The 13,733-nt window shown below is 42.9% G+C and carries 15 protein-coding genes; 9 read left to right on the top strand and 6 right to left on the bottom strand.

What is annotated here, in order from left to right:
* Nucleotides 1-427: 427 nt before the first annotated feature.
* Together BUB11_RS01810 and BUB11_RS28120 are read right to left on the bottom strand one after the other, a co-directional pair.
* Nucleotides 428-826 (bottom strand): four-helix bundle copper-binding protein, encoded by a 399-nt coding sequence (locus BUB11_RS01810; RefSeq protein WP_200797851.1) that lies wholly within the window; start codon nucleotides 824-826, stop codon nucleotides 428-430.
* Nucleotides 827-1,030: 204 nt separating this feature from the next.
* Nucleotides 1,031-1,225 carry a hypothetical protein gene (locus BUB11_RS28120; protein ID WP_073027396.1) on the bottom strand — a complete coding sequence of 65 codons (195 nt, stop codon included), beginning with the start codon at nucleotides 1,223-1,225 and terminating at the stop codon, nucleotides 1,031-1,033.
* A 128-nt stretch (nucleotides 1,226-1,353) separates the two neighbouring features.
* On the opposite strand from BUB11_RS28120, the gene BUB11_RS01800 reads away from it, so the two are divergent.
* Complete coding sequence (locus BUB11_RS01800) at nucleotides 1,354-1,608, top strand: hypothetical protein (protein ID WP_073027395.1); 255 nt, start codon at nucleotides 1,354-1,356, stop codon at nucleotides 1,606-1,608.
* 118 nt (nucleotides 1,609-1,726) lie between these two features.
* On the opposite strand, the gene BUB11_RS01795 is transcribed toward BUB11_RS01800, so the two are convergent.
* Nucleotides 1,727-2,509, bottom strand: a complete 783-nt coding sequence (locus BUB11_RS01795) for a DUF2268 domain-containing putative Zn-dependent protease (RefSeq protein WP_073027393.1) — start codon at nucleotides 2,507-2,509, stop codon at nucleotides 1,727-1,729.
* A gap of 187 nt (nucleotides 2,510-2,696) precedes the next feature.
* Here BUB11_RS01795 and BUB11_RS01790 point away from each other — a divergent pair, with 187 nt between their 5' ends.
* The gene (locus tag BUB11_RS01790) at nucleotides 2,697-3,410 is read left to right on the top strand and encodes a class I SAM-dependent methyltransferase (RefSeq protein ID WP_073027391.1); all 714 of its coding nucleotides are present in this window, start codon (nucleotides 2,697-2,699) and stop codon (nucleotides 3,408-3,410) included.
* Between the two features lie 90 nt (nucleotides 3,411-3,500).
* Here the strand turns inward: BUB11_RS01790 and BUB11_RS27725 are convergent, their stop codons facing one another.
* The 3 genes from BUB11_RS27725 to BUB11_RS01780 form a co-directional block, all read right to left on the bottom strand.
* Nucleotides 3,501-3,653 (bottom strand): hypothetical protein, encoded by a 153-nt coding sequence (locus BUB11_RS27725; protein WP_200797850.1) that lies wholly within the window; start codon nucleotides 3,651-3,653, stop codon nucleotides 3,501-3,503.
* A gap of 277 nt (nucleotides 3,654-3,930) precedes the next feature.
* Entirely contained in the window at nucleotides 3,931-5,070 is a 1,140-nt protein-coding gene (locus BUB11_RS01785) for a two-component system sensor histidine kinase NtrB (RefSeq protein ID WP_073028166.1), read from the bottom strand.
* Nucleotides 5,071-5,140: 70 nt separating this feature from the next.
* Nucleotides 5,141-6,502 (bottom strand): sigma-54-dependent transcriptional regulator, encoded by a 1,362-nt coding sequence (locus tag BUB11_RS01780; protein WP_073027390.1) that lies wholly within the window; start codon nucleotides 6,500-6,502, stop codon nucleotides 5,141-5,143.
* 371 nt (nucleotides 6,503-6,873) lie between these two features.
* On the opposite strand from BUB11_RS01780, the gene BUB11_RS01775 reads away from it, so the two are divergent.
* The 7 genes from BUB11_RS01775 (at nucleotide 6,874) to BUB11_RS01745 (ending at nucleotide 13,732) form a co-directional block, all read left to right on the top strand.
* Nucleotides 6,874-7,521, top strand: coding sequence for a FixH family protein (locus BUB11_RS01775; RefSeq protein ID WP_073027388.1), 648 nt, complete (start codon nucleotides 6,874-6,876; stop codon nucleotides 7,519-7,521).
* A 2-nt stretch (nucleotides 7,522-7,523) separates the two neighbouring features.
* On the top strand, nucleotides 7,524-8,891 hold the full coding sequence (locus BUB11_RS01770) for a 4Fe-4S binding protein (RefSeq protein ID WP_073027386.1): 1,368 nt from the start codon (nucleotides 7,524-7,526) through the stop codon (nucleotides 8,889-8,891).
* A gap of 134 nt (nucleotides 8,892-9,025) precedes the next feature.
* The gene (locus tag BUB11_RS01765) at nucleotides 9,026-9,610 is read left to right on the top strand and encodes a DUF2318 domain-containing protein (protein WP_073027384.1); all 585 of its coding nucleotides are present in this window, start codon (nucleotides 9,026-9,028) and stop codon (nucleotides 9,608-9,610) included.
* 119 nt (nucleotides 9,611-9,729) lie between these two features.
* Nucleotides 9,730-10,413, top strand: a complete 684-nt coding sequence (locus BUB11_RS01760) for an ABC transporter ATP-binding protein (protein ID WP_073027383.1) — start codon at nucleotides 9,730-9,732, stop codon at nucleotides 10,411-10,413.
* Between the two features lie 12 nt (nucleotides 10,414-10,425).
* Nucleotides 10,426-11,589: an ABC transporter permease gene (locus BUB11_RS01755; protein WP_073027381.1), complete on the top strand. Its 1,164-nt coding sequence runs from the start codon at nucleotides 10,426-10,428 to the stop codon at nucleotides 11,587-11,589.
* Nucleotides 11,590-11,767: 178 nt separating this feature from the next.
* Complete coding sequence (locus BUB11_RS01750) at nucleotides 11,768-12,901, top strand: ABC transporter permease (RefSeq protein ID WP_073027379.1); 1,134 nt, start codon at nucleotides 11,768-11,770, stop codon at nucleotides 12,899-12,901.
* A 138-nt stretch (nucleotides 12,902-13,039) separates the two neighbouring features.
* Nucleotides 13,040-13,732, top strand: a complete 693-nt coding sequence (locus tag BUB11_RS01745) for a response regulator transcription factor (protein WP_073027377.1) — start codon at nucleotides 13,040-13,042, stop codon at nucleotides 13,730-13,732.
* Nucleotide 13,733 lies beyond the last annotated feature (1 nt).

Below are 13,733 nucleotides of genomic sequence, written 5' to 3'. Positions count from 1 at the left end.
GTAATTAATCGACCTGCTTTCCCCTCTATTTTTGCCTAATTACAGACTCGTTGTCGTCAAATTGTCGTCAATTATACAATTTAGAATGTTGTTAAAAAATATGTTTGAGCCCCAACGGTACACTGACACGGATCCACCGGAGAAATCGAGCCATCGTTCCGGGCAAAGCGTCCATCCCGCTTATTACCATTCATATTGGTTAGTTACACGAAAGCCTCACCGGTTTCAACCTGCTTAATCGAATGCACATAATAAGGGGATGGCTGACTGATTATTCTACGGATGCGAAATCCAATGCGAAGTACGCCAGGCCATTTCTCCCCATATTATATTTAAATAAGCACAAGCATTCAACCCGTTCATTCGGATCGTTTGCTTGTGCTTTTATAGTACCAATGCGTTGTAGTAATTAAGGTTTATTAATCGCCTACATTTTTGTAGTTGACATCTTGCGGCATTCATCTGCACATGTACGGCATATATCAGCACAATTCTGACAGTGTGTATCCTGGAATTTGGCACACTCACCAGCACAAGCATCGCAAATTGTGGCACACAGATTACAGAATTGCTGACCAAATTCACTATTTCTTGACATGTATTGAGATGCCATAGAACAGATATCTGCACAATCTCTTAGTACCTGGATGCAGTGTATTCTTGCCTGTACATCAGGTTCATTTAGACAAGCAGAGTAGCATTCTTCGCAAGCCTGGAGACAGGCATTACAAGCATCAATGCACGCCTGCATTGTAGGATTCATAGCAGTTGGCATGGGCATTTGATTTACTGCTGAACTCGTTCCTGTGACATTAGTAGTTTGCATTTATTTTCCCCCTATAAAATGTATTTCGATTATTATTATGTAAGATTCTATTGAGATTTATGCAGGCTATAAATTAATTTATAACAAGACAATTGCAAAAAATAAGAAAACCCTAGCCCGTAAAAGCCTGAGGACTAATGATTAACTCGTCTTCTAAAATGGAAGGTAACAGTATTTCTACCCGAACCCCTCGATCTCTCCGATTCACAGTTGAAATCCTTCCCCGGTGTTGATCAGGATACGGTGTACAACGGATAACCCTAATCCAGTCCCTTTCTCTTTCATCGTAAAAAAAGGATCATAGATATAGGGCAGGTCGTCTGGCGAAATGCAGGTCCTCCACCGTTTAAACAAATTGCCTTGTTCGATACCAGCAAAATCCACATTTCTATAAATCATTAGCGTTTATCACTCATAAAAGCTCAAACTGTCTGTAATTTATTTATGGAAAATAATGGCTCATTAAGCTTTCAATACATAAACTATCATGTGGCTCATTAGATATTCAAGATATTGGAGGTGACAAAATGTCAGTTGGAGATTATTATTCGCTATGCCAAAGATACAGAGGTAGAGCAGTTGAAATCGTAACTCATGACGGAAGAATTCACCGAGGTATTATTGGGGATGTTGACAATAACAGCGTATATTTACAACCGCTTAGTCGCACTAGAGATTTGGGTGGCTTCGGCTATGGTTGGTATGGTTATCCTGGTTGGGGTGCAGGAATTGCATTAGGTGCAATTGCTACATTGGCTTTACTTCCGTTATTGTTTATCTAATCTTATATTGGTAAACTTTTGAAGATTTTAAAAGTTGAAAAGACCGGGGGTGTGTTTTGCCCTCGGTCTTTTCATCTATCTGTACGAACGACCTTCTCATTATATGATCTGCAAATTTCTAAGTCATTTTTAAATGAGCAATCTTATCAGTTGGGGCATTAAGTAGTTCGTTAGATGTTAAGCTATTTGCTTCAAGATATTTCTTAACTAAATAGTATCCAACACAGTACCCCGCCATTTTGGGATAAGAACATAATCCATATAATATGTCTTGATGTTTAGGATCAGTTTTTAATATATTTCTGTTTGGGTGTACTAGGTTGTTCCACATTTTCTCTAGCTCATCAGTTGAGTAATAAGATGTCCAGATTGCTACAAACTCTTCACCAAATCTTTCCCGGACTGCATTCTCAGCTAAGCCTTCCAAGATAATTGTGTCCAGCAGTACATAATCCTCTTCACTTTTTTTAAATTTAAATAACCGACATACATGGTTGTATTCATGTGTAAATAATGACCTTATTTCCTTTTCCAAGATATCTCCTGAAATGAATAGAAATAATTTATCTTTAAAGCTTAGGCCTGATTTTCCGTTAAAATCCGATTTAATTTTCCGGTTGTTAGTATCTGATGGAAAGATGAAGATAGGGACGTCGGGCCCTTCCCACGTTTTTTTATGTCGTTGTTTTTCATTTTGTACAATTTCCCATACTTTATTTTCCTGTAATTTTCTCACTTGCTCTTTCCCGTTCTTGAAGGGACGATACATTCCATGTAGGGTTAGGTGATCATAGATTTCGTAAGCTTGAGCGCCATCAAAATACGTTGTTATCTTTTCACACATTTTAATGGGTTGTTCGTATAAATCTTCTAACCAATTGTCTGTTCTAATAACGCTCATATACGCACTCCTTCCTAGCTTTACATCTGGCCTAATACAATATGCAATTATTAAATACACGTTGCGAGGCCTTTTTTATCTCCTCCTCCTGTCTCGACCTAACAACTTTGAATGGGCGGAACAGATACAATTCAGCCCTTTTATCATAATATAATGTAGTTATATAGCAACAAGGATGTGACTGAAATTGAATTACACATATCTCGATTGTTTAGCATCGTTCGGAGTTGGGGGTGCTCACCCTGGAGGTCTTCAACTTACAAAAAGTATTTTATCAAGGGAATATATAGATCAAGAAAAGTCAATTCTTGACGTTGGATGTGGCACAGGTCAGACATCTGCATACATTGCAGAAAAGTACCGATGCTCTGTTACTTCCTTAGATAGTAATAATACAATGTTAGAAAAAGCTAAACAAAGGTTTTTATCCTTACACCCACCTATTAATGTTATGTATGGAAGTGTTGAGAATTTACCTTTTATCGATGGATTATTTGATTTTATCCTGTCAGAATCTGTAACATCGTTTACAGATGTGTCCTTAACAATACAGGAATTTAAAAGAGTGCTTAAACCAAATGGTGTATTACTTGCAATTGAAATGGTACTTGAAAATTCATTTTCTGAGGAAGAATTAAAAACAATAGTTGAATTTTATGGCATTTCTCAATTACTAACTGAATCAGAATGGTTAAACCTTTTTCAAAAGGCCGGATTCAAACAGATAAAAGTAGAAAAATTCAAACAGCAATTTGATGAAAATAATATTGATACTGTTACTGATTTTTCACTTTCGGAAAATATAGATGACAAATTACTAGAAATTTTTGAAAAGCACGAACACTTAACAACAACTTATAAGGATAAACTAGGTTTTTGTATATTTAGGTGTTGTGTTTAATACTACTACAGCTCTTTTCAAGTACAATCAGAGTATCAACAATGAACTGGCTACCACCAATAAAGGTGATAACCAGTTAAATAGTATTTGTTAGAAGATCACACCTAAAGCAATAAGAATCAAAATTGCAATCGCGATAATTCCCACTCCGACCCCAACACCAACGCCACCATAAGCAGCAACTGGGGCAACTGGAGCTACTGGGGGATGACAACATGCCCCGTATCCACCGTATCCGTACATTAATCATTACCTCCCTTTCAATTTAGAACACAATTCCCAATGCGATAAGAAGAAGAATAATCACGACAACTGCTGCGATTCCGGCACCAAAGCCACGTCCTGTTCCACAGCCGCAAGCTCCATCAACTTCGCCAAATGCCATTTGCATTTCCCCCTTTGCCTAAGATAGAACATAATATGTATGGAGTGGAACAGATGGAACAATATGGCAATAGACAATAGCCAATTCTCCAACGCTAGGGAAAATTGGCTATTGTCTAAAACGACGGTATTATTGTTAAACACCCGTCTTCTGAATGTAAGGTAACAGTATTTCCACCCGAACCCCTCGATCCCTTCGATTCACAGTAGAAATCCTCCCCCCGTGTTGATCTAGGATACGGTGTACAACGGATAACCCTAATCCAGTCCCCTTCTCTTTCATCGTAAAAAAAGGATCATAGATATAAGGCAGGTCGTCTGGCGAAATCCCAGGTCCTTCGTCACTGACTGCGAAGCCTACAAAGCCGTCTAGCTGAACTCCTTCTAAATAAATCACCCCGCCCTCGCCTTGAGCATCGATGGCATTAAGTAAGATATTTAAAAAGACTTGCTTAATCTGATCCGGGTCCACCTCAACCTCTTGGTCATCAACAGCATCTCGAGCTTGTTCTAACTGAATATGATTTTGCTGTAGGGCAGGCTGAATCAAGGTGACTCCTTCATCCAAAAGTTTCCCCAACCTAATTTTTCCCCGTACTGGATCTTTGGGCCGAGCAAAGCTCAAGAACTCACTTACCAAGCGATTTAACCGTTCACACTCTTCCAGTAGGACACGACAGTATTGAGTAACGACTCCATCACCATCGTCGCCTTTTTCCTGGGCCAGCATTTGGATACTCACTTTCATAATTCCCAAGGGATTACGTATTTCATGAGCCAAACCAGCACTCATATGCCCTAGGGCCGTTAATCGTTCCGTTTGCCTTATCTCGCTCTCTAATCGTTGGCGTTCCTGCCCTTCTCTCTTTATCTTCTCCACTAATTCCTTTTGAACCGTTAGGGCCAGCTTGTATTTGCGTTTCGCTTTTCGCTCCTCTTCAGACAAAAAACCTGTTAACCAGCCGATGATGTTAATTAAGCCGACTTCTACCCACTGGGTATACTTAGCAGCTGGTGTCAAAGTATCTTGAAAATGCGACATGAGCGGTAGGAAAAGTAACGTTATTACAAAACTAGATAGGATCCCTCCCGCAGGTCCGAAACGCATCGCCGCATAAATCACCGGGATATAATAGGCAAATTGCAAGAGAATGTGATAATCCACGGCGTAATGATAATTCGTATAGTGAATCGTCGTCAAAATCGCGATGACAAGCCCAATCGCAATCAGGTCAAAGAGAGTCCGGGTACGGCTTTGTTCAGGGGGTTCATGCATGTGATTTAGCAATAGACAACCTCCACCCTATCCTTGTTTCCTTGGACCAACGGCTTATTAGAATTATTTTCTAAATCCCCCAATGAGGATCGATTCCGTATTTTTCTAAACGGTATAATAAGGCATGTCTGGAAAGCCCTAACCGTTTTGCCGCTTGGCTTTGGTTCCCACCCGTTTGTTCCAGAGCTTGCTTAAGAAAGGATTTCTCTAGTTCTTCAAGGGAAACTCCCTCTGGCGGTAACTCAAAGGCCCCAATGCGGCCCTTCTCTTCTTTTTTGAGAGAGTTAAAGACGGGCAATTCATCGTTCCCAATCACTGTTCCTAAGGAAATAATCACCATACGTTCTATGACATTTTCCAGTTCGCGCACATTTCCCGGCCATTCATACGCCATGAGCTGAGTAAGGACTCCCGGACCAAGCGTCTTGCCTTGCCCATAAGTTCTAAATTTCTTCACAAAATGGTCTGCAAGGTCAGGAATATCCTCCTGACGTTCCCTTAAAGGAGGAATTGAAATAGGAAAGACACTGAGACGATAAAACAGATCCTCCCGAAATCGTCCTTCCTGAACCTCTTTCAGCAAATCCCGATTCGTTGCCGCAATAATCCGTACATCTACTTTGATGGTCTTCTCTCCCCCGACTCGCTCAAACGTTCGTTCTTGGAGTACCCGCAAAAGTTTAGCCTGGACGTTAAAGGACAACTCGCCAATCTCATCGAGAAAGAGAGTACCTCCATTGGCTAATTCGAAGCGCCCCATTTTTCGGACAAGGGCACCTGTAAATGCCCCTTTTTCGTGTCCAAAAAGTTCCGTCTCCAGTAGGGTCTCTGTCAAAGCGGCACAATTAACCCGAATAAACGGTCCTCCAACCCGAGGACTTAAGCTATGTATCGCATTGGCCACCAATTCCTTCCCCGTGCCCGATTCCCCTTGAATAAGTACCGTAGCTGGCGTGAGGGCGACTCGCTCCACTAAGTGCCTAACCTTTTGCATTGCTTCACTGTTCACAACAATTTGCCAGCCATTACTTTCGACCTCCCCTTTAAGATAGTCTACCTGCTCACGTAGTCTTTCTACTTCGAAGGCTTTCGAGACCGTGATAAGCAGTTCTTCTATATCAAAGGGTTTCATCAAATAATCATGGGCCCCAGCCTTCATGGCCTCAATCGCCGTAGCAGTGCTCCCGTGCGCGGTCATCATAATAATCATTAAATCTGGATAATGCTCTTTAAGCCTCCTCAGAACACTTAACCCATCGAGCTTCGGCATTTTTAAGTCCAATAGGACAAGATCTGGCCGTTCAGCCAATGCTCGCTCTAAGGCGAGTTGCCCGTCCTCCGCTGTCTCCACCTCATAGCCAGCTTTACTCAAGGCCCGTTCCAAAACCCAGCGCATATTCGCTTCATCATCCGCGATTAGAATTTTTCGCATGTTCACCCTCCTCAACTGTGGGATATCCCGCACCTTCGTGAGGGATATCCCACACCATTTTAACCAAAGACCTGTTTTTTAACTCTCGTTACGAGCCTAATTTTCCTTAGCCAAAATTTTAAATGATTATCTTTGATAGACTCTTACTATATTCCACTGAGTGTCCTTATGGATTACAAGCAGCTCATCAACCAAGTCACGATGCCTGTTTAGCTAAACTTGTTCACTCAAATTCCTGGTTTCTAGTTCCGAGTTACTAGTTCCTATTACCTAATTCCTAGTTCGAATCAAGAACTTTAGAGATCTACCCTCGAACTTGGCACAGCTTTTGCAATTACTCTAACCAGAATTCAATTTTAGGAGTGTGCTTCATGAAAAAGAAATTATTATCCCTTATAGGCTTAACTCTAGTGTCTCTTATGATCTTTGCCCTCCCCACGATGGCAGATACTAAACCAGCCGCACCCGACACCCACACTGAGGCTGACATGAAAGACATGTCAGATGACGAAATGTCCGGCCATTCAGAGGGTGAAGCTGCACCGGAAGTGATTGTTGCTACAGAAGGCAAATTCCAAGTGATTGTCCAGTCTGACCCAGTAAAACCGGCGCCGAAGAAACCCGTTAACATCATGATTACCGTGAAAAACGAGGCTACTGGAGAACCTGTCCTCGATGCCTCCGTTAATGTCGAAATGATGCTCATGGAGGCCGGTGCGCATGGTAGCATGGCCGGCATGGACAGTTCCCCCGAAACCCTAAAAGGACAAGCTAAACTCGACAACATGGAACCTGGAATGTACTCAGTCACCCTTACCCCTACAAAACAAGGGGAATGGACCCAAGACGTTCATATCAGTTCTCCGACTCTCGGGGAAACCACCGTCACGGTACCTCTTACCGTTACTAAGACTGGCCCGAATTGGATTCTCATTGGTAGTGTTGGCGGAGTCGTGGTACTTGCCGGCATAGTTGCTCAAATTTTAAAACGTAAGCAATCAGCTTCGAAGGAGGTTTAATAATGAGTCAACCATTACAGCCTAAATCCCCACTAAAAAAGAACTTTCTTAATTTTAAACCTCTCAAATGGTTTTTGCAAAGTTCACTTTATCCAAGCATCTTCCAGTGGGCAGCCGTGCTTGTTTTCGCGGTCATCATGGTCCAAACTTTGGCTGGACCCACCAGCGCCCATGATAACTTCGGTACTGCCGCCACTTGGGTTCTCTGGTGGCCACTCTTACCTCTCTTCTTCTTTCTATTCGGGCGGTTCTGGTGTGGCGTCTGCCCCTTTGGCTTGGTGAGTGATTTGACACAGAAGGTTTTTGGGGCCAATCGCAAGGTTCCTAACTTCCTGAGAAAATATGGACTATGGATCATTGATATCACCTTCATTTTTATCACTTGGTCCGACCACGTTTGGGGGATCGTTGAATCTCCTCGGGGATCTGGTACCCTCTTACTACTCATCTTAGGTGGCGTCATGATCACCGCAATGTTCTTTGAACGCCGTACCTGGTGCCGTTATTTATGCTTCCTCGGGAGTTTATCCGGTAACTATTCCCGAGCTGGTATGCTAGAGCTTCGTGCCGACAAAGAAATCTGCAAAACTTGTACGACTAGGGATTGCTACAAAGGCAATTCAAAAACAGCGGGCTGTCCGATGTTTGAATTTCCGATGGCTATGGAAAATAACGCTAACTGTAATCTATGTGGGAATTGCATCAAAAGCTGCCCCCATGATTCAATTCGAATAAGCCCTCGCAAACCAACCAGCGAATTTTGGTCTATGACTCGGGCACATTTCGAGGAGTCTTTCCTAGCTATTGTTATCGTCGGTATTGTCTTTGTCCAGAATATTACCATGTTGGAATTTTACCAGTCCTATCTTAAGTGGGCAGAGCTGACATTGGGTATCGCTAATAAGGATATCGCTTTTACGATTATCTTTATCATCGCGATGACGACTCCAGTGTTACTCCTTTTCGCAGCGACTGCCGTTTCCAAGCGTTATACTGGTGAAACGATACGTACAGCCTTTGCACGGTTTGGTTATGCTGTCATTCCACTTGACCTTGCATCTCACATGGCCCATAACTTGTTCCATCTTCTAGCAGAAGGAAAGTCAATTTACTACACCTTCATGGGGCTATTTGGAGTGCATATCGAAGGTCCAGCCGACTTCGTTTCTGACCCGACGATTCAAATAATGCAATACGTGCTAGTCATTGCCGGAACTCTCGGATCTCTTTACACGGCCTATAGGATTGCCAAAACGAATTATGGAGCAAAAAAAGCCCTCTCCGTCGCTATGCCGTATCTAGTCATCATCTCGATCTTCGGTGTACTGAACTTTCTAACCTTCGTGGTTAGAATGAGCATGCGGATGTAGTACCCAATAATTTATTGATCCTTTTAAATTAAGTTTTGTTTCATGGAACTTCAGGTGGAGTAAACTCCACCTGGACCCTAGTTCGAATACTCTCTATAATATTTCTTATATAATTTTTCAAGGAGGAATTTCAATTGGAGAATAACCGTGGGAATAAAAATCAAAAATTTACCCAACCACGAAAGAGTAATGCCTTGTTTTACGCAATCGCAGGTCTTGTTACAATAATGATCATGACAGGGTCATACTTCTTAGCTACCAACGACAATAGTCCTAGTTCCTCTGTCAAGGCCTCTGCAGAAACAGGAGAAAAAATAGACTATAGCCAAAACGATAAACTAGAGCAAACTAAAGTCGAAAGCAAGGTTGAAAACGGCAAGGTGATCGTTACAACCCTTAGTACAGTTAAAGAGAAGAAATTTATTTGGACAGAATATAAAGCAAACGGTAAAAGGGTTCCCCTTACCGCCTTTATCCAACCCGATGGAAAGGTCATGATGGCAGTCAGCTTTTGTGAACCCTGTAAAGGAGAAACCTTTCATATCACTAATAATCAAATAGTCTGCAACGTCTGCGGAACGGTCTGGGATCTTCAGACACTCAAAGGAATAAGTGGAGGTTGTCAAACCTATCCGCCGGAAGCACTGACTTACTCCTTAAACGGGGATAATCTAGAGATTCCTCAATCTGTCTTGGACGCATGGGTTCCTAGAGTGTAGTTCTTCAAATAGGCTGGACACTGTGAACAGTTAATCAAACGCACTCGTTTTTACGAGTGCGTTCAATCTAACCAGATTCAACGATCTTTTAGTTCTTGCAACTTAGGAGGTGTCGCTTTATGTCTTTAATAAAGGTCTGTGAAGTCACTAAAACCTACAAAGGTGGAGACGGGGTTGTCGAAGCTCTAAAGGCCATTAATTTAGAGATTGCTGAAGGGGAATTTTTAGCCTTGATGGGTCCATCCGGTTCCGGAAAAAGCACCTTACTCAGTGTTCTGGGTGGGTTAAATCCTCCCACCTCTGGTAAACTCATAATCGACGATATTGATGTTTACGCCTTAGCACCTGAACGGTTAGCCGATTTTCGGCACGAATACGTCGGCTTTGTTTTCCAACAATATCAATTGATCCCCTATCTTACGGCCCTAGAAAACGTCATGCTCCCTCTGGCAATAACTTCTCGCCCGGGAAAAGAACAACAAGAAATGGCTCACACTGTCCTCGAAAAAGTCGGCTTAGGTAGTAAAGCCCTTCGTTTACCAAATCAATTATCCGGTGGAGAACAAAATCGGGTAGCAATCGCTCGAGCTATTGTAAATAAACCCGCCATTATATTCGCTGATGAACCGACTGGAAGCCTGGACTCCAAAACTGCCACTGAACTATTGGAACTATTTCAAGTCCTTAACCGAGACGGTTTAACCATCATTATGGTGACTCATAACAAAGAAAACCTAGCTTGGGTTTCCCGAGCAGTCTATATTCGTGATGGGATTTTAGCCCCAGCTCCTCAAGAGTCCTAAGGAGGAAACTAAATGCGTTTAACAGATATTGCGTTTCAAAATTTACGCCGCCGTAAAATGCGCTCTGCCTTATTGGTGATCAGTGTTGTTATTGGTGTGGCAGCAATTATCTTCCTCTACTCGACTACCCAAGCGATGAAAGAAGATGTCGCCAACAAACTTGATCAATATGGTTCCAATATCCTCATCCTTCCAGATACCGGAGAAGCCATGACGTTTGGCGGTATAACTGTGGAGGCTCCGACTCAGGTCAAAGAACTAGACATGTCCTTACTACCACTTATGCAAACCATTAAAAATAAGGAAACCTTGGCTACTATAGCCCCTAAACTATTAGTCAACACGAACCTCAAGGGTCAAGAAGTTTTGTTGCTCGGAGTCGATTTTCCCCAAGAATTTCAATTGAAAAAGTGGTGGAAAGTCGATGGCCTTTCGAAGAATCAACTTCCGAGCTCAGGCGAAGTTATTTTAGGGAGTGACGTTGCCCTCTCCCTAAATCTTACCCTTCAGCAAAATGTATCGATCAAAGGACAAGACTTCAAGGTAGCGGGAATCATCCAACCGACAGGTTCAGCGGAAAACGATCAGGCTGTATTTATGGATTTAGCGGTCCTTCAAACGCTGGCTAATCGACCCAACGCCATAAGCCTTATCGAAACAGCTGCCTTATGTTATACCTGTCCGATCGAAGAAGTCACTCAACAGTTAAGCGACAAACTACAGGGCACCAAAGTGACGGCTCTAAAGTCAACCCTGGAATCTCGGGATACTACCGTCAATAAATTTAACTTATTTGCTAGAAGCGTCTCCTTGATTCTCTTTCTAGCCAGTAGTTTAGTGATCACCATGACAATGAAATCTTCGGTTGAAGAACGGACCCGAGAAATTGGTATCTTACGGGCAATCGGTTTCCGAAAACGCCACATCATTCAGATTGTCCTCACTGAAGCTGGCCTCTTAAGCTTATTAGGCGGGTTATTAGGATACCTTCTTGGGATGGGTGCAGCCGTTTACTTCGGATCGGCTTTGGTTAAAGCCGAAGTTCTTATCCCTTGGCAATCCGATTTGCTGGTTTATGCCTTGGGCGCCTCTCTTCTAATCGGTCTGCTAGGAAGTCTTTATCCAGCATGGAAGGCAGCGAGACTTGACCCGACTGAGTCTTTGCGCTATATGTAATAACGAGGCGTGAAGTTCGAGGCACGCTGCACGAGAAGCGGCTATGCTTTGAAGATCGATCACGAAGTTCAGATCGTGTTTCCAGACATGATCAAAGAGGGTATAAACGAAGTTCGATGGTGAAGGTTGAAGTCGAACATCGCGCTTCGAACCTCGAACTTTGATATAGGAGGGAACCATGACACTTACGGATATTGCAATTCAAAACCTCCGCCGGCGAAAAGGAAAAACAACCTTTTTAGTTCTGACCTTTGTATTAGTCATCAGCATCACGGTCGCGTTGAATACGCTGGCTAAAAGCATGCATGACGATTTACAGAAAAGTTTAACCCAATATGGTGCCAATGTCGTCATTACTCCCAAATCTGAGCATTTTACACTGAGCTATGGCGGTCTTTCCGTTCCCGGAGTTAATTATGAAGTCAAGCAATTAAACTACGATAGTTTAGCTAGAATTAAGAGTAACCCCGATCTTGCGGTCAGCGGAATTGCTCCTAAAATTATCGGTTCCGTCACCGGGGCTAAGAAACGCTATCTGATCATCGGAGTCGATTTTCCTAACGAACTTAAAATGAAACCCTGGTGGCAGATTAACGGACGACAGCCCGGTGACCAAGAAGTTATTATCGGCTCAGGTATCGCAAGTAAAGAAAATCTAGGGATTGGGAGCACGCTCGCACTGAATCATCAGAACTACCCGATTGTCGGTATTATGGAAGAAACAGGCGGTTCTGAGGATAATGGGGTTTTTACGAATTTCAGCACCTCACGCGCCCTGACAGGCATAGACTCTTGGTCCATGATTGAACTTAATACGGCTCAACCCAATAAAACTGCGGCCTACTTGAGTGAACTATTGCCAGAAGCCAAAGTAGCTGAAATATCTCAATTGGTTCAGGGAGCCAAAGAAAGTGTCGATCGCTTTTCTAACTTTTCCTTAATTACTTCTATTGTCTTAGGAGTTATCGGTGTTTTGATCGTCTTCGTAACTACGTATGGTAACATCAATGACCGGGTAGCGGAACTTGGTATCCTCCAAGCCATCGGTTTTCGTCGGCGTCATATCTATTCCATTCTAATCCGGGAAATCGTCTTGGTTAGTCTTTCAGGAGGAGTTCTTGGTTATCTATCAGGAGAACTTACCCCCATTCTACTTGGCCCAATCGCTTTTCAAAAAACAGTCAGTTTTCAGTTTAACCCCCTGATCGCGTTGACGGCGATTAGCGCCTCACTCTTAGTCGGTATCGTCTCAATATTTTTGGCTCGCCGAGCAATTTCTCTCAACCCTCTAGAAGCACTTTCTTATATCTAAGTGATAAACCCTAATTACAGGATGTCTTCAGGTTGGTACGGATGGCATGAGTTTGACCTACAGGATTGCCGGGGTTAGTCATTCCCTTGTATAATGATCTCAGATAAGTTTGTGGAATTGGAAGGAGTCTGTCGGATCATGAGGATTTTAATCGTCGATGATGAAAAAAAAATCACGACCGTACTCAAAGCCTATCTTCAACAGGAAGGCTTTCAGGTAAGTACGGCCATTAACGGCCTAATCGCTTTAACCATGTTTAAAGAAAATCCTTTTGACCTAGTTATCCTTGATTTAATGCTCCCCGGCATGTCTGGGACGGAGATATGCCGTGAAATTCGCAAGATCTCCTCCATCCCTATTATCATGCTCACCGCTAAAGTCGAAGAAGATGACCGCATCCAAGGCTTAAGTATCGGGGCGGATGATTACATTACAAAACCTTTTAGCCCACGTGAAGTGGTTGCCCGCGTTCGGGCTGTTTTACGACGGACGAATAACGAAACGGCACCCCTAGCAGACGTCATTTCCTATGATAATGGCCTCACCATCGATAACATCCAGCATGAAATCCGACTGAACGATCAGGAAATCTCGTTAACTCCAACCGAGTTTAAAATCTTAGGAGCCCTAGCCAAACATCCTGGACGGGTGTTATCTCGTGGCCAGCTCGTAGAAATTGTTCAAGGCCACGACTTCGATGGAGATGACCGTGTGATTGATGCTCATATTAAAAAGATTCGCCAAAAGCTTGAAACGACTCCTAGCGACCCACAAATTATAATGACCGTTTACGGTATTGGCTACAAGTTTAATCAAAGTGCGGGGGGATAAG

The organism is Desulfosporosinus lacus DSM 15449, assembly GCF_900129935.1.
Lineage (GTDB): Bacteria > Bacillota > Desulfitobacteriia > Desulfitobacteriales > Desulfitobacteriaceae > Desulfosporosinus > Desulfosporosinus lacus.
The sequence above is the reverse complement of the archived record's forward strand: the minus strand, read 5'-3'. Positions and strand labels throughout refer to the sequence as shown.

Coding starts and splice junctions, on each gene's coding strand:
- BUB11_RS01780 (WP_073027390.1), bottom strand. CDS start 6,502: ATGCGAAAAATTCTAATCGCGGATGATGAAGCGAATATGCGCTGGGTT.
- BUB11_RS28120 (WP_073027396.1), bottom strand. CDS start 1,225: ATGATTTATAGAAATGTGGATTTTGCTGGTATCGAACAAGGCAATTTG.
- BUB11_RS01755 (WP_073027381.1), top strand. CDS start 10,426: ATGCGTTTAACAGATATTGCGTTTCAAAATTTACGCCGCCGTAAAATG.
- BUB11_RS27725 (WP_200797850.1), bottom strand. CDS start 3,653: ATGTACGGATACGGTGGATACGGGGCATGTTGTCATCCCCCAGTAGCT.
- BUB11_RS01775 (WP_073027388.1), top strand. CDS start 6,874: ATGAAAAAGAAATTATTATCCCTTATAGGCTTAACTCTAGTGTCTCTT.
- BUB11_RS01745 (WP_073027377.1), top strand. CDS start 13,040: ATGAGGATTTTAATCGTCGATGATGAAAAAAAAATCACGACCGTACTC.
- BUB11_RS01800 (WP_073027395.1), top strand. CDS start 1,354: ATGTCAGTTGGAGATTATTATTCGCTATGCCAAAGATACAGAGGTAGA.
- BUB11_RS01760 (WP_073027383.1), top strand. CDS start 9,730: ATGTCTTTAATAAAGGTCTGTGAAGTCACTAAAACCTACAAAGGTGGA.
- BUB11_RS01770 (WP_073027386.1), top strand. CDS start 7,524: ATGAGTCAACCATTACAGCCTAAATCCCCACTAAAAAAGAACTTTCTT.
- BUB11_RS01785 (WP_073028166.1), bottom strand. CDS start 5,070: ATGCATGAACCCCCTGAACAAAGCCGTACCCGGACTCTCTTTGACCTG.
- BUB11_RS01795 (WP_073027393.1), bottom strand. CDS start 2,509: ATGAGCGTTATTAGAACAGACAATTGGTTAGAAGATTTATACGAACAA.
- BUB11_RS01810 (WP_200797851.1), bottom strand. CDS start 826: ATGCAAACTACTAATGTCACAGGAACGAGTTCAGCAGTAAATCAAATG.
- BUB11_RS01750 (WP_073027379.1), top strand. CDS start 11,768: ATGACACTTACGGATATTGCAATTCAAAACCTCCGCCGGCGAAAAGGA.